At 51.3% G+C, this 22,112-nt stretch carries 3 protein-coding genes; 2 read left to right on the forward strand and 1 reads right to left on the reverse strand.

The window, feature by feature from the left end; genetic code table 11:
- Positions 1–97: 97 nt before the first annotated feature.
- Positions 98–10,831, forward strand: coding sequence for a TcdA/TcdB catalytic glycosyltransferase domain-containing protein (locus tag NX720_RS16720; RefSeq protein ID WP_262596054.1), 10,734 nt, complete (start codon positions 98–100; stop codon positions 10,829–10,831).
- 245 nt (positions 10,832–11,076) lie between these two features.
- Here the strand turns inward: NX720_RS16720 and NX720_RS16725 are convergent, their stop codons facing one another.
- Positions 11,077–11,241, reverse strand: a complete 165-nt coding sequence (locus tag NX720_RS16725) for a hypothetical protein (RefSeq protein WP_262596056.1) — start codon at positions 11,239–11,241, stop codon at positions 11,077–11,079.
- On the opposite strand from NX720_RS16725, the gene NX720_RS16730 reads away from it, so the two are divergent.
- Positions 11,240–21,868, forward strand: coding sequence for a TcdA/TcdB catalytic glycosyltransferase domain-containing protein (locus tag NX720_RS16730; protein ID WP_262596058.1), 10,629 nt, complete (start codon positions 11,240–11,242; stop codon positions 21,866–21,868). The two genes, NX720_RS16725 and NX720_RS16730, sit on opposite strands and share 2 nt — an antisense overlap.
- The last annotated feature ends 244 nt before the right edge of the window (positions 21,869–22,112 follow it).

Genomic DNA, 22,112 nt, shown 5'->3' on the forward strand with positions numbered 1-22,112 from the left:
CGTTACAGCAATGGGGGCCTGGTCAAATGGATCAGGTATACACAAATAGACGTGTAATGCCGTTTGGTCAACTAAAGTGAAACGCAGGTAATGAGTCATGCCTAATGTTCCAGCCGCTCAAAATAATCCATTGCCAAAGAAAATACATTTTGTCGTCATCGGTGAGCTGACCAGGGCCCAGGCCTTGAGGATTGAAACCTGGGCGAAGGCCAACCCGAACTGGAGTGTCACATTATGGAAAGATCAGGACAGTTATTTTGACCGTCTTGTGTTGGAGGCAATGTCCAGCGATTTGCTTAAAATTGATGAGTTAAGAGCGAAAAACAAGAGGCAATGGCAAGGTGATTTTTTAGAAAAAAATAAATACAAAAATATACCAGTAGATTTTTATACTGATTTGAAAATATTCAGGCAACGACAGAAACAAATGGAATTGAATATTAATCATCAAGTTACATCTGAAGATAAAACACTATCAGGTGTGATTAAAAACTGGCTGTTTTCCAATCATGGAAAATCTGAAGGTAAAACACGATCAGGTGTGATTAAAAACTGGCTGATTTCCAATCATGGAAAAAGTGAAGAGATACTGGATGATATTGTTCAAGAGCAACAAACTATTTATGACGGACTTAAAAAGAGTAATGTTGATGTTGTTGATTTGAAATCTGTCATTTCTACTTTAAGCCAGGATGAAGAAAAATTATATAAGGACGCCGCTTACACTTATGCTGATTTCACACTAGCCCGGAAACTCATGCAGTTAAAGGTATTACAGGCAAATGGTGGTATTATTGTTGATGCCAATGCTTTTCCAGAAATAAATAGTGATATTTTTTCTGAGAGTAATAGCGGTGACAGTTTATACGCACAATTCAAGAATAGATTTAGTGATAATTCTAACTCCGTCGTCCAGAAAGAAAATATAGTACACGGTTACCGCAATCTTGAAGGGAAGGCCAGGCTTCAAGCGTTGCTGCAAAGGGTTAGTAGTCATTTTGTTAACAGTGAGGCTCCGTTAGAAGAGAATTATCTTTTAAAGCTCAGGAAGTATGGTTACGGTCCTCAGGCAGAATCTATTATCAGGGCATCGGAAAAAGTATCAGAGAATCGTTTTTTTAAACCTTTAGGTACACTGGAGATGGGGGATAAAAAAATCTTGATTGCCGATAGCGTGGGAGGTAATGAGGGGGATATTGATTTTTTGGTAGCTCAGCCTAATGCAGAGGCAATCACTTCCGCTGTGAAACGAATAACTTTATTCATGAAAGTGGAACCCTATGCGTTAGAATTTGGGTTTGAGACTAATAGGAATATAAAATTTGATAAACTTTCAGCTGAAGCTAATAAAGCCGTAAAGGATACTAGAGCTTACTTTAAAAAACAAATCAGTGATAAAAAGCTGAATGAAGAACAGAAAGCAGAATACCTCTTGAGTGTGCTTGATGGATTGTTTCAGCTCAGAAATAGGGGGATTATTCCACCTATAGATCCTTATGGTGATGCATTAGGCCGACGAAGCCTTAATATGGCAGCCCACGCGCTGGGGCAAATGGATACCCGCTATTCTGGTTCGCCCTATATTTATGAACCTGACCGCTCAAAGGGGGGAACTCACGGCATTGACCTGGCTTTAGATATCTCTACTGTAAAAGACACCCCTTATGATCACAAGTTGATTATTTCTGTTACCACCTTTCCTGACATTATGTACGGAGGCGCTTTGTTATTTCAGCGGAACCCTGACCAGTCGTCGTTAGCATTATGGGATAAAAATCAACAGCGCCTTATTACTGTGGCAGGAAAGGAACGAGCGGTAACTGAAAATTCAAAAATCATCGTGTCAGCTCATGGGAATTATTTGAAGATTGGTAGATTGAGTGCCAGTGAAATTGCGGATATTATCGCTAGAGTCGTCCCTCATGGAGGAAGGGTCAAGAAAATAAGATGTATTGCTTGTTCGCTCGAGAAGTTCTCCCAGCTCATTGATCCAAAATGGGAGTCCGCCTCCCAGAAGACCCTTGAGGGCACCTTTGGAGGCTCTTTGTTGCGTGCTCTTGAAAAAAAAGGTATTTCTGCCGGGGTCGTAGTGACTCAGAACAAAAGTACTAGGATGCAACACTTTTTTGGTTACTTATATTCATTTGGGATTGGCAGTGACAATAGTGATTCTTATGTTCAAATGATTCTCAGAAAGCCTGGTAAATCTATTTTTGAAACCAGACTTATTGATGGTGAACTGTCATTAAAAATAAGGCCCGGACAGTTACAATTTAAACCTCATGGCATAGTGAGCAATTCTTATGATAGGAAAGACAGGAAATATTCTCTTACAAGTGATTCCCAACAGACATTTGATTCAGCTCAGCTTTATGAACACCTTCGTCGGGGGAACATTCTTATTCCCGCTACTCTTGAGGTCATTGTCCTGGCGGCAGGGAATGAAGATTTCAATGGCAAGATCATTGCCCTGGGTCAACCCCGGTATGCGGAAGGCTTACAGTGGCTGCTTAATGAGGCAATGGCGCAGACACGTTACGATCTATGGTGTGACGAAACAAGAGAATATCTTGGCCTCGAAATTGACATCATGACCCAAATGATTGCAGAAGAGTATGCTGGGATTTCTGGTTTTTTTAGCAGAATATGGAGTGTCCCACTTACACAATTAAAAAAGAGGATTGCTAACGGACAAATTGAAGTGGTGGTGGGCAGCTTTGAAGACGTGGATGGTATTATTAAAGCCCGGCACCCTGAACCATTCAGCTATGTGTCACAGAGTCCCGACTTTTGCAGGGTTGCCCCCACCCGAAAAAGGCGCTCCGCCTCAACCGCTTCCTGCCGTAATGACCCCGAACCCTTCATCGATTCCCTCAAGCTGCTGTCCGATGATAAAACCCAGATCGTTCTCGATGGTCTGCAAAAGGACATTGCCCTGGTCGATGCCCCGGAAGATAGCGCCCTGTTTAAACTTCAGCAGGAAATAAAAGGCTACCGTCGTAGAGTGGCGCAGGCAGCCCTGAAGCCGTCCCCGGGAAAACACAGCATTATTGCCCTGGACGAGGCGTCTTTTGCGTCGGCTAAAGAACTGGCCAGCAAGCCCGACAGCCGCGCTGAGGCCTTTCAGTTTATTCCCGGCAAAAGCGTGCTGGTCTCAGCCGATGGACTGGTGGTTCCCCTGGTTCAGGGCGGCAGTACCAGCCGGGTCAGCCTGGTGGGCAGCCCCGAATCGTTCGCTGCCGGTCTGGGAGCCCAATGCGTCGGGGACGTGGTGGCCGATGGTCGGGTGGGTCAGCTGGATGCCCTGGTTTCCTCTTCTGCGCAGGCCATCCGTGAAGCCTTTCCAGACAGCCGGCTGCAGGATCTGGCAGCGGTCAGCGACCACCAGGCAGTGAGTCCCCTGACGTCTGCTTTAGCGGCACCCGCTTTTGCTGCCTCCTTTGCCCCCCGGGGGTGGCAGGGACACGGTACGACACTTCGCCGCTACTGGAAGAGTGATGTGCTTGCCCTGCATCCACCACAATCTCAGTCGATTAATGCGGATATTGACAAGCAGTTGCAATTTGAACAGCTGGTCCGGAACTTTTCTGACTGGCTGGCTTCCCCCGAAGTGAATACCCCTGCGGGTTCTGACTATACGCCGTTGCTGACCACGTTAAAAAAAGTGAACAACCAGTGGCACATGGATTTTATCCGGGAGGGTACCAAGACAAAAAAAAACCTGCAGTTTACGAGTACCGCACCCGCAGAGTTAAAAAACTACCTGGACAGTCAAAACAAGGCTATCAAGCCCTCCGGGTTCCGGCATAAGCTAAAAAAACTGTTCAGGCCCACCCGAACCAGTGGTTACGTCTCTGAGGCCCTCTCCCTGGTTGACAGTGTCCAGATGCTGATGATCATCATTCAGCGGGAAGCCTTCTTTGAACAGGTCTCAAAAACCGAGGGAATGTCAGACTCCCTATACCGCGCCCTGGTGATGCACAGTTATGTGAATATGGGGATGGAGGCCACCCAGGCGACGGAACTGGCGGGCCAGGTGGTTAACCTGGTTAAGGACAGCCGCCCAATTAGCCGGATCCTGCCCAGTGAAACAAAAGTGGTGAAACGGATTCCCCCTGGTGGCGCGGGTTCGGCCAAGTCATTGGCGACAACCACCCGGCTAACCCGCTATGGCAAAGCGGTGAAGGCGGTCAAGTTTACCGGCAAGGCCCTCGGGGCGGCCGGTGTTGGATTGATGGCGTTCAGCACCGGGTTAACGGCTTACGAATACTCCCAGATAGAAGACGATGATATTAAGGATTTATACCGGTCAAAACTCATTGTCGAAAGCGTAGGCCTGGCGGCCGCCCTGTTCTCTTTAGTGGCCTCCGGACCGGTGGGGGCGGCCGTCGCGGTAGCGGTTTTCCTGGGGATGCTGATTGCGGAGGCGTTCTTCGCCGGCAAGATGAAAGAAATTGAGATACAGCGGAAGTTGCAGGTGGCCAGGCAAGCCGTAGAAAAGTTCAATGACATATACCGGGAGCTGAACCCGGACAGCTTTTTCCCCATCAGCGAGGAGAACAAAACCAGGGCCCTTGAGGCGGTCAGGAAAATTCTTACCAATCCGAATAAAAGCGATTATGGATGGGTCAATGATGAGTTAAAAGGGGCACTTTATCCCCTGAGCCCAACCGTCGTCGATCGTATCTTTAAAAAAATAAAGGATGAGTTCGGTAGTGACCAGTTTGAGATTAACAACAAAATTTATGATTTTCTGAACCAGGAAGGCCTGATTCCAGAGACCCACAGGGAAACCGCTGATTTCTACTTCAATCCGGCCACGAACCAGACGTTCTCTGTGGGCTTAAAGAAAATTGACCTTCAGGGAAAGCAGCTTGATTATGGCCGAATGTTTTTCAGGCACCAGCACTTTGAAACAAAAAAAAGAGGTACGACGGTGTCTGCGGTGCTGTTCCCGCTGGGTGATTTCACGGATGTTATCTATAGCTATGTGGAGAGCGATTGCAAGGCGGGCAGACGGCTGTCGTTTTATCAGTGTACGGATGGTATTTTCAATGTCACCGGCATTATGCCCGATAAAATAGGCACCGTTATTATGCCGGCCCGGCTGGACTGGGACTTCGGAGGGGAGTATACGGAGTTTGATGATGCCAGAACCATTCCCGACTCAGGTAGCCGGCGCTTTTTCGATGCGATCCACAACTCCGGGGCAAAGATTAAGTATTACGACACAAAAACGGTCAAGGGTGATAACCCAAGGGGAAGCAGCCAGTCTAATACGGTTGAGAAGGGGTATATGATTCAACGGCTTGTCAGGGAAGAGTCCAGGCACACGGACGTACTTTTGAATCTGGACTACGAAGACCATGACATTATATTCCCGCCAAAAATTCGGGAGCCGAGCAATACTGGAAGGGGGCTTCTGTACACCGTTAACGTACCTGACAACAGCAAGAATAATTACCGGCTGATCATCAAGGACAACTGGTCTATTAACCTGAAGAACCTGAAGAACGCCAGGTCGGCTTCGTTTAGCCTGTATTACCATGGGGATCGTGAGGTTCAGTGTATTAATCGATATTACAATTTGTATGAAGGGAAGCATTGCGGTTTTTCACGGACCGACGATGGGTTTACTTTTAAGCTGGGTGGCGCCAGCGTTTATTTTGATCTACCGAAAGACGCCCTCAGCGAGGAAGAAAAAAACCATTACAAGGTCATGATCGTTGATGATAACGCGGGCTTTAAGGTCGCTCCCCTTCACAATAAAGCACCAATAGAGCTGCTCTATTTTATCTCGAAAGGGCCAATTCAGGAGTCGGCACAACGAGTCCGGTATTTCACAGAGATTGAGGCGGCCTTTAACCGTAATGAATACAGTTACGCTTTCCGGCTCAAGCCCGCCCCGAAAGGCAGTACCAGGTATCTTTTCCCTGGCCGGTTCGTGCCGGTTATTTTGCAGAAGACTATACAACGGGTTTTTTTACAGGTCTGGTATGACCGCAGCAACAACATTGAGATTACATTTTGTCGGCAACCGGGTGAAGAGCAGGGGCATATTATCCCTGTTACGGGGGCTCCGAACACGGGATATTATTTCTACAACCGTCACGTCAGGTGGCTGTATTTTGAACCGGCTTCTCTCCAGAGCTCAAGCAGAACATGCCACTACAACAAAACATTCAGCGCTAAAGGCCGCCTTGCACTTAATTATGAAATAAAAAGTTACAAAGTCACTGACGATCCGGAACCGCAGCTGATGGTGATGACCGATGCCGGGGTCTGGTTTACTCTTGAGCGCCCGGTACCGGGGCCGGTTGTTCATCCATTCAACGTAACCCCTGTTTTTATCAGTACGACGTTTTTCACCCATGATAAAGCGTTGGACCAGGTGGCTGATAGCGAGCCCTCCACCAGATTTTTGCCTGTTAATCTTGTCAGAAAAGACAATGCCAGCCACCTGCTCCGCAGTGGCTTTTATGATACAAAAAACAAGGTCGTGATGACGTACCTGTCCAGCGCCATTGATTTTTACGACAAAGAGCAGATGGAAGCCCGGTGCCTGGCAGGCAGCAATGGCCGGAAAGTGATTCGCCTGACGTATAGTGACGCGTCAAAACAGTACCAGCTCGCCTCTGAAGACGATATTGCCCGGCGTCAATCGGTGACAACGGACTGCGTTGAGATAACCGGTTTGGGGGGTGTCTACCTGAAACTGGCCCCGGAGCTGACCCGCTCGATTATCAAAGACCACTCGCCGGTGCACAGCTTCAGAAAAGGAGACACCGTCTACTATGTGATGCACAGCAGCACTGTGGGCGCACTTTATTATGTCTCGATAGAACGGCCCCGGGTGGATTACGCAGACCTGCTGACCACCTCGCCGGGCACGCTGAATCTTGTCACGTTTGGCCGCAGCGCCCTGAATGTCAGGGACGGCAAGGGCGATTTTCTGGACGTCAGATCCCTTAAGAACGGTATCCTGGCCTTTACCCGTAACGGCTATATCCTGATGATCCCCAATGACGCGCTGTTGAACGGTACCCACCTGGGCAGCGCCCCCCTGGAAACTTACCAGTTCACTGGCTGGCATTACGGTTATAGCGACAATGATGAGTCCATTCGATTAAGCCTGCCTTCCTTAGCGGACGCTTCCCGGGAATACTATCAGTTGCCCAAAGACTCGAGCATCGACCTGACTGACCTGGATATGGGGGTCATCGTTGACGGACTGTATGCCGATCATTTTGGTGAGGACAAGACTGCCCCGGAAAACTGGAGCCCCCGGCAGGCTTCTGCATTTCTTACGGATCTCAGGCAAGCCGTCAGGGGCGTTTGCGACCAGTTTGCGCTGGATTTTGGTGAAGAAGCCCCGGACCTGGTCCGACTGCCGATGGTAAACCCACCGAAGGGTAAGCCCCTGCCCGCTTTTTTAGCAAAGATGGATTTCTGGTATCTGCGCTCCAGAGACCGGCTGTTTGCCGCCAATGCCGACGATGCGTTCAGAATAGGAGGGGACAATGGCAACTCCCTGATGGCCCTGAAGGGCGAGGAAGACAGCATCCCCTACCGGTTTTACATGGGTCCGGTAGCCGGCGGGAATCCAACCCCCGGTACCAACTCAACACTCAGCACCAACTCAACACTCAGCACCAACCCTACACTCAGCACCAGAACGATACCCAGCACCGGCCCGACATCGGAACCACTGACCGAGTGCCCCCGGAACCGGGTTGTCCCGAGCCTGCTGCCCGAGGTGCTTCGTCCGGACGTTTCCGTGCCCTGTGAGGACGGTGACGACAACCCTGAAGCAAGCTACTTCTGGAATAACGTCAGACAGCAATGGGAAGGCCGCAGTGGGCATTATTCATTCACTGTTGTCGATGGTCACAAAACGCTCTCCGGCCTTCATTTAACCAATGACCAGCAGACTCAGAAACAACAGCGGGGGGCTTATAGCCTTCTGGTCAGTAGTAACGGTAATTTAATCTACGGAGCCTCCACATCTTACAAATATGTCTGGCCGAGGCTGTCCGGGAAAGTATCGAGCCTGCTATCGTCTGATATGCCCTCCCCCTATAAAAACTTTCCGAAGCAGCCACTGCTGGAGATTGAGTTTGCACCCGACTGGCTGAAAGCCAAAAAATTCCGCCAGGCATGGTATGACACACAGGATAACCTGTTATTCCTGGGGCCCGAAACCCGCAAGGATGATGAACTGGTACTGATTGGTAGACTGGACGCCGGCCGTCGTTCCGGCCAGCTCACGCAAACCGGAGCTTTGTGTTTCAGCCGTAAAAGACGCAAGGTCTTTTTTATTGACAAAGATCGGGCCATACCTGCTCATAAGCCATTCGACGGGGCAAGCCCATTTGCGCAGGAGCTTAGCCGCCTGTTAGACATTGAGGTGAGCCGGGACGGTCATGGGCTCCGGGTCTATGGCAGCGGCAGGGATGACCGGTTAACCATCTCTGACTTTTTGCTGGATACCCTTTACTTCGACAGGGGCAAAGGCGCCAGGCGGTTAACCCCGAACCCGGACCGTCCCCATGACCTGACCCTTTACTTTGACGGCAAGGGCGGCAATGACTCCTTTTCGATGAAGTTCAGTGACCTGACTTATTGCGCGCAGGTGATCATTAAGCTGGAAATGCAGCCTGCTGCAACGCCCCCCGGGGATAACAATGGCCAGTCTCAGCGCATCCGTATTCATGCCCCGGCGTTTCAAAGCACCCTCCTGCGTGACAAGAATGACCTTCTGATCCTTGATCGTTTTGATCCTAAAGGTGTTTTGCGGATCAAGCAGGTCTGGACGGCACCGCTGGCCCCCCTCCCAAAACCCACAGGCATTCAGTTCAACGACGCTCGCTTTACGCTTGACCAGTTACGGGTAGAGGTTCAGGCCAACCAGGGTATTTATATGCCGCCACTGGCGGCCGGCACCGGCGCATTGCCTCCAGCCCCTGTACCTGCCACCCCGGACAGACCCTTGTTCATTGATGTGGCGCCTGGCTTCCTGCTGGTGCCGAAGAAACAGGCAGACACCCTGAAACTAACCGTGCAACCGGTCAGCGGGGCGGTCAGCGGGGCGGTCAATGGCACGACCAGCATGACGGTCGAGGGGTATCGCTTTGCCCGGGGCAGCGTCCGGGTGCGTCAGCTCAGCACGGAAGGGAGCAAGCCCGCTTCAGGCTACTATAACCTCGACTTTGACGATGGCCGGGGTTGCCACAACTGCCTCTCCCCCGCCCGGAGCACAAACCAGACGCAAACCATAGGGGGGCATGAGTTTACGGTTTTTGAGGCACCCGCAAAGCTGAACCTGAAAAACAAAACCAAATACCTGGCCCAGTGGAACAACACCCTTGGTTTCCCGGTGATCGGCAAAGAGCAACTGGACGACTATGGCCCCGTGTTTGATAAAGCCAGCCCTTACCCGGTGCTGGCTTTGGATAACCCGGCCATGCTGGACGAACAGCCGGTTTTCGGTGTGTTTTATGATGTGGATATCAAGGCGCTGCGGTTTGCTTTTGAAAGCACCAGCCATAGGCTGACCGTTACCATATGGCGCGGTCAGAACCTCATACGCAAGGGGCACATGAACCGAACCGACACCGCCAGCCTGAATGTCCTGCTGGTTGATCGGGAGACGGGCAGACAAACACGACACAAAGTCTTTCCCTTCTCCCTGTCATCACTGAAACTGGTTGCCCGTGGCGATAACTGGGCGCTGGAATCCGGTGACTATCGGTTTCACCTGGGTGCCATTGATGACCGGATACTGGCTTTTGAGCGGCTCAGCCCCTCAATCGTGACGACTTTGTCTAAGGCCATGCCTTTTGATGGCTTTGTGTTTGCCGGTGAGCAGGCCAACGAACGGATTAAAATGATGGAGCTGGCCGAACGGCTGGCACCATCGGTGCCCCGGTTATTTGACGGTGCGAAGGCAGCCAGCCCCCGGATGAACGGCAACGGCCTGAATAACATTCTTTATATCGCCCCGGAAAAAGCGATCCGCGAGGTCTATGGCCATAACGGCAATGACCTGTTCCTGCTGGGAGACCCAGACCAGAAAGGCGGCCAGGCAAACACCCGGAAAACCATCAACCGAACTCCGGTGGAGCTTAATGGTGATGCTGGCGATGACATTTACGACATCCGGTCATCACGGAATGCCACCGTCACTGACAGCCAGGGACAACATACTGTTATCCTGTCGTCAGGCTCCAGAAGCAACCTGAGGTCACTGGAGGGTAAGAAAAGCACCCGGCTCTACCTCACTGACCTCGAGCCGGAGGAGGTGCAGTTCAACCTGCGCCGCCGAACCGGTAGCAGCAACCTGAACCAGACGACGGTGGATAACCCGGGCAGTACCGGCCTGAATGATACCTTCGTAGTGATCCCCCACCAGGGCGCAGAACTGGCGGTGATTAGCCTGTCGGCACTGGATAGCATCTACTTCAGAGGGCGGCGTTACACCAGTGACCCCACAGGCTGGGTAACGGGGCGCAACCGGACGCTGGCCGGGCCCGGAGTTAACCGGTTTGGGCCGGAGACACCGGAAGGCAAGATCATCAGTGGCCAGCGCCTGGCTGCCAGCCTGATGCCAGCCGGGGATAAAAAGAGCGGGACAGCCCGACTCCGGGTGCCCGAGACCAACCAGGGTTCAGCGCGGATAGAGCAGCATTTCCAACAGCTGGTGCAAAGCCTGGCGCCTTTAAATGCCAACGTTATGGGAGGGGAGGCTGCTTTTGTGCCGGAAGCGCAGAACGTGACCAGCCTGAACATGACTTCCCCCCTGGCCAACACCACCACGCTGCCAACGACTTGAAACAGGTTTGGCATCCTCTCCCTGCCGGGTCGCCCGGGAGCTTGACCTGAATGTCAGCGAGGTTCGGAAAATGACTCAACAACTCCGGCAGGCAGTGTACGACAAAAGTCTGATGTAGTCCTCAGTGGCGAGATGGAATGCCATGAGGTCTACATGCAGAGCCATAATCTAAGTATTACGACACTCGTAGTGCAATTATGATCTATGCTTGCAACTTTGATGCTATGTCGTCGTTATTTCTTCTTTCACGCCCACTTTTGGTGATCGATCTGCCAGATAAGCCCTGTAAATTTTTGCTGTGTGAAGATTGCCGTTACAGCAATGGGGGCCTGGTCAAATGGATCAGGTATACACAAATAGACGTGTAATGCCGCTTGGTCAACTAAAGTGAAACGCAGGTAATGAGTCATGCCTAATGTTCCAGCCGCTCAAAATAATCCATTGCCAAAGAAAATACATTTTGTCGTCATCGGTGAGCTGACCAGGGCCCAGGCCTTGAGGATTGAAACCTGGGCGAAGGCCAACCCGGACTGGAGTGTCAAATTATGGAAGGACGGGAACAGTTATTTTGACCGTCTCGTACTAAAAGAAATGGCCAGCGAGTTACTCGAAATCGATGATATGAAAAAACAAATCGGAGGGCAAGGGACGCCCATAGGAAATGATGACTGGGCCGAGAGGCTACCAAATTCTATAGGCTTTGATTTGGACATCCTCAGAAATCATCAGCGAAAAATGGCAAAAAGTATCAATCGTAAAGTTAAACCCGGCGGTAAAACACGGGCAGATGCGGTGAAAGGATGGCTGATTTCCAATCATGGAAAAAGTAAAAATGAATTAGATGATATTATTAAAGCGCAACAAAGTATTTACGACACCCTTAAAAAGAATGGGGTTGATATTGAAGACTCAGGGTCTCAATTTCCCTTTTTTACTGTGGATGAAAAGAAATTATATATTGATGCGGCTTACAATTACGCTGACTTCACAACTGCCCAGAGAGTAATGCAATTATTGCTATTGGATAAACACGGTGGCCTTGTTGTTGACATCAATACTTTCCCGAAAATAAACAGTGATGTTTTTTCTGAAATTAGCGATGAAGATACATTTGCTTTGTTCAGGAAAATGTTTGGTGATCATTCCAGCTTGGTTGTCCAGAAAGAAGATATAGAGAAAGGGTTCCATGAACTTGAAAAGAAATCCAGACTTCAAGCACTACTACAAAGACTTAAGAGCGATTTTATTACTACGGATGCACCGTTAGATGAGGATTATCTTTCAAAACTCAGGGATTATGGTTACGGTTCTCGTGCGGAATCGATTATCAGGGCATCGGAGAAAGCGCCGGAGAGTCAGTGGTTTAAGCCTTTGGGAACTCTGATGATGGCTGATGAAGACATTTTGATGGCCGGTTCAGGGGGAGGCAACGAAGGAGATTTCTATTTTTTGGCAGCTCACCGTAATACATTCACAGTGACTAATGTTCTGCATGAAGCGGTTTTGTTCTTTAAGACGAAGCCCTATGAGGACATGCCATTAAAAGATTTTCGTGACGCCAAAAATCGCATTCGACAGCTCTTGAGGTTATCTATCGGTGGTAGTGGACTGACTGCTGATCAGGAAAAAGAATACATTGACGAAGCGCTTACCGCGATTGATAAACTCGACGAAAGGGGATTCTTGCCACCTATTGACCCTTATGGTGACGTATTAGGCCGACGAAGTATTGAGCGTTTATTTTACAGCTACGCTATGAAGAATACCCTCAATCCTGGTACGCCCTTTATTTATGAACCAGACCACTTAAAGGGGGGAATCCATGGTGTTAATCATGCCTATGATATTGCTACTGCAGACGCCACCCCTTATGATCACAAGGTGATTATTATTGCTGGCAATCAGCCTGAAATCATACACGGAGGCATTCTGTTATTTCAGCGTAACCCTGGCCAGTCTTCTTTAGTGTTATGGGATAAGAATCAGCAGCGCCTTATTAAATTGGCAGGGAAGAAACAACCAGTAACTGAAAATTCAAAAATTAATGTGAAAGCTCATGGGAATTATTTGAAGGTTGGTGATTTTGACGCCAGTGAAATTGCAGACATTATCGCCAAAGTCGTCCCCAGTGGTGGAAGGGTCAAGAAAGTAAAAATTGACGCTTGTTCCGTCGAGAAGTTCTCCCACCTCATTGATCCAAAATTGGACTCCGCCTCACAGGAAGCCCTTGGAAGTACCTTTGGCGGTTCTTTATTACGTGCTCTTGAAAAGAAAGGTATTTCTGCCGGGGTCGTAGTAACTAATAACAAACAGACTTTTATCGATAGCTTTTTAGGTAGCAGATACGCTTTTAATGTAAGTGGTGAAAAAGATCGCTTTTATACTGAAATAATTTTACGAAAGCCCGGTGACAGTATTGTTGAAACCAGGCTGGTTGATGGCAAGCTGTTATCAAAAATAAGGCCTGGCCATTCAGCATTGAAAAAAGAAGTCATCAGAAAAAAACGCACTGATGAAATAATCCATCTGAGCCTTGCGCACAGACCATCATATCATTTTGATTCAGCCGCACTGTATGGCCACCTTCACCAGGGAAACATTCTTATTCCCGCTACCGTTGAGGCCATTGTCCTCGCAGCCGGGAAAGAAGATTTCAGTGGCAAGATTATTGCGTTGGGTAATCCAGAGTATGCTGAAGGCGTACAGTGGGTGCTCAATGAGACCATGACATCATCGTCTGCCAATGCCTGGCTTAGTAAAGTAAAAAAATATTTTGGCCTCGACGCTGGCGTCATGTTCACGAGAATTCAAAAAGAGTACAGCAAAGGTCGTAATATCAACAAAAGAACAATGATGGCTCTGCCGCTTAAAAATTTAAAGAAGAGGATTGCTAACGGACAAATCGAAGTGGTAGTGGGCAGCTTTGAAGACGCGGATATTATTAAGGCTCGATACAATGAACCATTCAGCTATGTGTCACAAAGTTCTGACTTATGCAGGTTTGCCCCCTCCACCCGAAAAAGGCGCTCCGCCTCAACCGCTTCCTGCCGTAATGACCCCGAACCCTTCATCGATTCCCTCAAGCTGCTGTCCGATGATAAAACCCAGATCGTTCTCGATGGTCTGCAAAAGGACATTGCCCTGGTCGATGCCCCGGAAGATAGCGCCCTGTTTAAACTTCAGCAGGAAATAAAAGGCTACCGTCGTAGAGTGGCGCAGGCAGCCCTGAAGCCATCCCTGGGAAAACACAGCATCATTGCCCTGGACGAGGCGTCTTTTGCGTCGGCTAAAGAACTGGCCAGCAAGCCCGACAGCCGCGCTGAGGCCTTTCAGTTTATTCCCGGCAAAAGCGTACTGGTCTCAGCCGATGGACTGGTGGTTCCCCTGGTTCAGGGCGGCAGTACCAGCCGGGTCAGCCTGGTGGGCAGCCCCGAATCGTTCGCTGCCGGTCTGGGAGCCCAATGCGTCGGGGACGTGGTGGCCGATGGTCGGGTGGGTCAGCTGGATGCCCTGGTTTCCTCTTCTGCGCAGGCCATCCGTGAAGCCTTTCCAGACAGCCGGCTGCAGGATCTGGCAGCGGTCAGCGACCACCAGGCAGTGAGTCCCCTGACGTCTGCTTTAGCGGCACCCGCTTTTGCTGCCTCCTTTGCCCCCCGGGGGTGGCAGGGACACGGTACGACACTTCGCCGCTACTGGAAGAGTGATGTGCTTGCCCTGCATCCACCACAATCTCAGTCGATTAATGCGGATATTGACAAGCAGTTGCAATTTGAACAGCTGGTCCGGAACTTTTCTGACTGGCTGGCTTCCCCCGAAGTGAATACCCCTGCGGGTTCTGACTATACGCCGTTGCTGACCACGTTAAAAAAAGTGAACAACCAGTGGCACATGGATTTTATCCGGGAGGGTACCAAGACAAAAAAAAACCTGCAGTTTACGAGTACCGCACCCGCAGAGTTAAAAAACTACCTGGACAGTCAAAACAAGGCTATCAAGCCCTCCGGGTTCCGGCATAAGCTAAAAAAACTGTTCAGGCCCACCCGAACCAGTGGTTACGTCTCTGAGGCCCTCTCCCTGGTTGACAGTGTCCAGATGCTGATGATCATCATTCAGCGGGAAGCCTTCTTTGAACAGGTCTCAAAAACCGAGGGAATGTCAGACTCCCTATACCGCGCCCTGGTGATGCACAGTTATGTGAATATGGGGATGGAGGCCACCCAGGCGACGGAACTGGCGGGCCAGGTGGTTAACCTGGTTAAGGACAGCCGCCCAATTAGCCGGATCCTGCCCAGTGAAACAAAAGTGGTGAAACGGATTCCCCCTGGTGGCGCGGGTTCGGCCAAGTCATTGGCGACAACCACCCGGCTAACCCGCTATGGCAAAGCGGTGAAGGCGGTCAAGTTTACCGGCAAGGCCCTCGGGGCGGCCGGTGTTGGATTGATGGCGTTCAGCACCGGGTTAACGGCTTACGAATACTCCCAGATAGAAGACGATGATATTAAGGATTTATACCGGTCAAAACTCATTGTCGAAAGCGTAGGCCTGGCGGCCGCCCTGTTCTCTTTAGTGGCCTCCGGACCGGTGGGGGCGGCCGTCGCGGTAGCGGTTTTCCTGGGGATGCTGATTGCGGAGGCGTTCTTCGCCGGCAAGATGAAAGAAATTGAGATACAGCGGAAGTTGCAGGTGGCCAGGCAAGCCGTAGAAAAGTTCAATGACATATACCGGGAGCTGAACCCGGACAGCTTTTTCCCCATCAGCGAGGAGAACAAAACCAGGGCCCTTGAGGCGGTCAGGAAAATTCTTACCAATCCGAACAAAAGCGATTATGGATGGGTCAATGATGAGTTAAAAGGGGCACTTTATCCCCTGAGCCCAACCGTCGTCGATCGTATCTTTAAAAAAATAAAGGATGAGTTCGGTAGTGACCAGTTTGAGATTAACAACAAAATTTATGATTTTCTGAACCAGGAAGGCCTGATTCCAGAGACCCACAGGGAAACCGCTGATTTCTACTTCAATCCGGCCACGAACCAGACGTTCTCTGTGGGCTTAAAGAAAATTGACCTTCAGGGAAAGCAGCTTGATTATGGCCGAATGTTTTTCAGGCACCAGCACTTTGAAACAAAAAAAAGAGGTACGACGGTGTCTGCGGTGCTGTTCCCGCTGGGTGATTTCACGGATGTTATCTATAGCTATGTGGAGAGCGATTGCAAGGCGGGCAGACGGCTGTCGTTTTATCAGTGTACGGATGGTATTTTCAATGTCACCGGCATTATGCCCGATAAAATAGGCACCGTTATTATGCCGGCCCGGCTGGACTGGGACTTCGGAGGGGAGTATACGGAGTTTGATGATGCCAGAACCATTCCCGACTCAGGTAGCCGGCGCTTTTTCGATGCGATCCACAACTCCGGGGCAAAGATTAAGTATTACGACACAAAAACGGTCAAGGGTGATAACCCAAGGGGAAGCAGCCAGTCTAATACGGTTGAGAAGGGGTATATGATTCAACGGCTTGTCAGGGAAGAGTCCAGGCACACGGACGTACTTTTGAATCTGGACTACGAAGACCATGACATTATATTCCCGCCAAAAATTCGGGAGCCGAGCAATACTGGAAGGGGGCTTCTGTACACCGTTAACGTACCTGACAACAGCAAGAATAATTACCGGCTGATCATCAAGGACAACTGGTCTATTAACCTGAAGAACCTGAAGAACGCCAGGTCGGCTTCGTTTAGCCTGTATTACCATGGGGATCGTGAGGTTCAGTGTATTAATCGATATTACAATTTGTATGAAGGGAAGCATTGCGGTTTTTCACGGACCGACGATGGGTTTACTTTTAAGCTGGGTGGCGCCAGCGTTTATTTTGATCTACCGAAAGACGCCCTCAGCGAGGAAGAAAAAAACCATTACAAGGTCATGATCGTTGATGATAACGCGGGCTTTAAGGTCGCTCCCCTTCACAATAAAGCACCAATAGAGCTGCTCTATTTTATCTCGAAAGGGCCAATTCAGGAGTCGGCACAACGAGTCCGGTATTTCACAGAGATTGAGGCGGCCTTTAACCGTAATGAATACAGTTACGCTTTCCGGCTCAAGCCCGCCCCGAAAGGCAGTACCAGGTATCTTTTCCCTGGCCGGTTCGTGCCGGTTATTTTGCAGAAGACTATACAACGGGTTTTTTTACAGGTCTGGTATGACCGCAGCAACAACATTGAGATTACATTTTGTCGGCAACCGGGTGAAGAGCAGGGGCATATTATCCCTGTTACGGGGGCTCCGAACACGGGATATTATTTCTACAACCGTCACGTCAGGTGGCTGTATTTTGAACCGGCTTCTCTCCAGAGCTCAAGCAGAACATGCCACTACAACAAAACATTCAGCGCTAAAGGCCGCCTTGCACTTAATTATGAAATAAAAAGTTACAAAGTCACTGACGATCCGGAACCGCAGCTGATGGTGATGACCGATGCCGGGGTCTGGTTTACTCTTGAGCGCCCGGTACCGGGGCCGGTTGTTCATCCATTCAACGTAACCCCTGTTTTTATCAGTACGACGTTTTTCACCCATGATAAAGCGTTGGACCAGGTGGCTGATAGCGAGCCCTCCACCAGATTTTTGCCTGTTAATCTTGTCAGAAAAGACAATGCCAGCCACCTGCTCCGCAGTGGCTTTTATGATACAAAAAACAAGGTCGTGATGACGTACCTGTCCAGCGCCATTGATTTTTACGACAAAGAGCAGATGGAAGCCCGGTGCCTGGCAGGCAGCAATGGCCGGAAAGTGATTCGCCTGACGTATAGTGACGCGTCAAAACAGTACCAGCTCGCCTCTGAAGACGATATTGCCCGGCGTCAATCGGTGACAACGGACTGCGTTGAGATAACCGGTTTGGGGGGTGTCTACCTGAAACTGGCCCCGGAGCTGACCCGCTCGATTATCAAAGACCACTCGCCGGTGCACAGCTTCAGAAAAGGAGACACCGTCTACTATGTGATGCACAGCAGCACTGTGGGCGCACTTTATTATGTCTCGATAGAACGGCCCCGGGTGGATTACGCAGACCTGCTGACCACCTCGCCGGGCACGCTGAATCTTGTCACGTTTGGCCGCAGCGCCCTGAATGTCAGGGACGGCAAGGGCGATTTTCTGGACGTCAGATCCCTTAAGAACGGTATCCTGGCCTTTACCCGTAACGGCTATATCCTGATGATCCCCAATGACGCGCTGTTGAACGGTACCCACCTGGGCAGCGCCCCCCTGGAAACTTACCAGTTCACTGGCTGGCATTACGGTTATAGCGACAATGATGAGTCCATTCGATTAAGCCTGCCTTCCTTAGCGGACGCTTCCCGGGAATACTATCAGTTGCCCAAAGACTCGAGCATCGACCTGACTGACCTGGATATGGGGGTCATCGTTGACGGACTGTATGCCGATCATTTTGGTGAGGACAAGACTGCCCCGGAAAACTGGAGCCCCCGGCAGGCTTCTGCATTTCTTACGGATCTCAGGCAAGCCGTCAGGGGCGTTTGCGACCAGTTTGCGCTGGATTTTGGTGAAGAAGCCCCGGACCTGGTCCGACTGCCGATGGTAAACCCACCGAAGGGTAAGCCCCTGCCCGCTTTTTTAGCAAAGATGGATTTCTGGTATCTGCGCTCCAGAGACCGGCTGTTTGCCGCCAATGCCGACGATGCGTTCAGAATAGGAGGGGACAATGGCAACTCCCTGATGGCCCTGAAGGGCGAGGAAGACAGCATCCCCTACCGGTTTTACATGGGTCCGGTAGCCGGCGGGAATCCAACCCCCGGTACCAACTCAACACTCAGCACCAACTCAACACTCAGCACCAACCCTACACTCAGCACCAGAACGATACCCAGCACCGGCCCGACATCGGAACCACTGACCGAGTGCCCCCGGAACCGGGTTGTCCCGAGCCTGCTGCCCGAGGTGCTTCGTCCGGACGTTTCCGTGCCCTGTGAGGACGGTGACGACAACCCTGAAGCAAGCTACTTCTGGAATAACGTCAGACAGCAATGGGAAGGCCGCAGTGGGCATTATTCATTCACTGTTGTCGATGGTCACAAAACGCTCTCCGGCCTTCATTTAACCAATGACCAGCAGACTCAGAAACAACAGCGGGGGGCTTATAGCCTTCTGGTCAGTAGTAACGGTAATTTAATCTACGGAGCCTCCACATCTTACAAATATGTCTGGCCGAGGCTGTCCGGGAAAGTATCGAGCCTGCTATCGTCTGATATGCCCTCCCCCTATAAAAACTTTCCGAAGCAGCCACTGCTGGAGATTGAGTTTGCACCCGACTGGCTGAAAGCCAAAAAATTCCGCCAGGCATGGTATGACACACAGGATAACCTGTTATTCCTGGGGCCCGAAACCCGCAAGGATGATGAACTGGTACTGATTGGTAGACTGGACGCCGGCCGTCGTTCCGGCCAGCTCACGCAAACCGGAGCTTTGTGTTTCAGCCGTAAAAGACGCAAGGTCTTTTTTATTGACAAAGATCGGGCCATACCTGCTCATAAGCCATTCGACGGGGCAAGCCCATTTGCGCAGGAGCTTAGCCGCCTGTTAGACATTGAGGTGAGCCGGGACGGTCATGGGCTCCGGGTCTATGGCAGCGGCAGGGATGACCGGTTAACCATCTCTGACTTTTTGCTGGATACCCTTTACTTCGACAGGGGCAAAGGCGCCAGGCGGTTAACCCCGAACCCGGACCGTCCCCATGACCTGACCCTTTACTTTGACGGCAAGGGCGGCAATGACTCCTTTTCGATGAAGTTCAGTGACCTGACTTATTGCGCGCAGGTGATCATTAAGCTGGAAATGCAGCCTGCTGCAACGCCCCCCGGGGATAACAATGGCCAGTCTCAGCGCATCCGTATTCATGCCCCGGCGTTTCAAAGCACCCTCCTGCGTGACAAGAATGACCTTCTGATCCTTGATCGTTTTGATCCTAAAGGTGTTTTGCGGATCAAGCAGGTCTGGACGGCACCGCTGGCCCCCCTCCCAAAACCCACAGGCATTCAGTTCAACGACGCTCGCTTTACGCTTGACCAGTTACGGGTAGAGGTTCAGGCCAACCAGGGTATTTATATGCCGCCACTGGCGGCCGGCACCGGCGCATTGCCTCCAGCCCCTGTACCTGCCACCCCGGACAGACCCTTGTTCATTGATGTGGCGCCTGGCTTCCTGCTGGTGCCGAAGAAACAGGCAGACACCCTGAAACTAACCGTGCAACCGGTCAGCGGGGCGGTCAGCGGGGCGGTCAATGGCACGACCAGCATGACGGTCGAGGGGTATCGCTTTGCCCGGGGCAGCGTCCGGGTGCGTCAGCTCAGCACGGAAGGGAGCAAGCCCGCTTCAGGCTACTATAACCTCGACTTTGACGATGGCCGGGGTTGCCACAACTGCCTCTCCCCCGCCCGGAGCACAAACCAGACGCAAACCATAGGGGGGCATGAGTTTACGGTTTTTGAGGCACCCGCAAAGCTGAACCTGAAAAACAAAACCAAATACCTGGCCCAGTGGAACAACACCCTTGGTTTCCCGGTGATCGGCAAAGAGCAACTGGACGACTATGGCCCCGTGTTTGATAAAGCCAGCCCTTACCCGGTGCTGGCTTTGGATAACCCGGCCATGCTGGACGAACAGCCGGTTTTCGGTGTGTTTTATGATGTGGATATCAAGGCGCTGCGGTTTGCTTTTGAAATCAACCGCCATAGCCTGACCATTAACGTATGGCGCGGTCAGAACCTCATACGCAAGGGACACATGAACCGAACCGGCACCGCCAGCCTGAATGTCCTGCTGGTTGATCGGGAGACGGGCAGACAAACACGACACAAAGTCTTTCCCTTCTCCCTGTCATCACTGAAACTGGTTGCCCGTGGCGATAACTGGGCGCTGGAATCGGGTGACTATCGGTTCCACCTGGGTGCCATTGATGACCGGATACTGGCTTTTGAGCGGCTCAGCCCCTCAATCGTGACGACTTTGTCTAAGGCCATGCCTTTCGATGGCTTTGTGTTTGCCGGTGAGCAGGCCAACGAACGGATTAAAATGATGGAGCTGGCCGAACGGCTGGCCCCATCGGTGCCCCGGTTATTTGACGGGGCGAAGGCAGCCAGCCCCCAGATGGACGGCAACGGCCTGAATAACATTCTTTATATCGCCCCGGAAAAAGCGATCCGCGAGGTCTATGGCCATAACGGCAATGACCTGTTCCTGCTGGGAGACCCAGACCAGAAAGGCGGCCAGGCAAACACCCGGGAAACCATCAATCGAACTCCGGTGGAGCTTAATGGTGATGCTGGCGATGACATTTACGACATCCGGTCATCACGGAATGCCACCGTCACTGACAGCCAGGGGCAACATACTGTTATCCTGTCGTCAGGCTCCAGAAGCAACCTGAGGTCACTGGAGGGTAAGAAAAGCACCCGGCTCTACCTCACTGACCTCGAGCCGGAGGAGGTGCAGTTCAACCTGCGCCGCCGAACCGGTAGCAGCAACCTGAACCAGACGACGGTGGATAACCCGGGCAGTACCGGCCTGAATGATACCTTCGTAGTGATCCCCCACCAAGGCGCAGAACTGGCGGTGATTAGCCTGTCGGCACTGGATAGCATCTACTTCAGAGGGCGGCGTTACACCAGTGACCCCACAGGCTGGGTAACGGGGCGCAACCGGACGCTGGCCGGGCCCGGAGTTAACCGGTTTGGGCCGGAGACACCGGAAGGGAAGATCATCAGTGGCCAGCGCCTGGCTGCCAGCCTGATGCCAGCCGGGGATAAAAAGAGCGGTAAAGCCCGGCTCCGGGTGCCTGAGGCCAACCAGGGTTCAGCGCGGATAGAGCAGCATTTCCAACAGCTGGTGCAAAGCCTGGCGCCTTTCAATGCCAACGTTATGGGAGGGGAGGCTGCCTTTGTGCCGGGAACGCAGAACGTGACCAGCCTGAACATGACTTCCCCCCTGGCCAACACCACCACGCTGCCAACGACTTGAAACAGGTTTGGCATCCTCTCCCTGCCGGGTCGCCCGGGAGCTTGACCTGAATGTCAGCGATGTTCGGAAAATGACTCAACAGCTCCGGCAGGCAGTGTACGACAAAAGTCTTATGTAGTCCTCAGTGGCGAGATGGAATGCGATGAGGTCTACATGCGGAACCATCTAAGTATTACGACACTCGTAGTGCAATTATGATCTATGCTTGCAGCCTTGATGCTATGTCATCGTTATTTCTTCTTTC

The sequence above is a fragment of the Endozoicomonas euniceicola genome, assembly GCF_025562755.1.
Classification (GTDB): Bacteria; Pseudomonadota; Gammaproteobacteria; order Pseudomonadales; family Endozoicomonadaceae; genus Endozoicomonas_A; species Endozoicomonas_A euniceicola.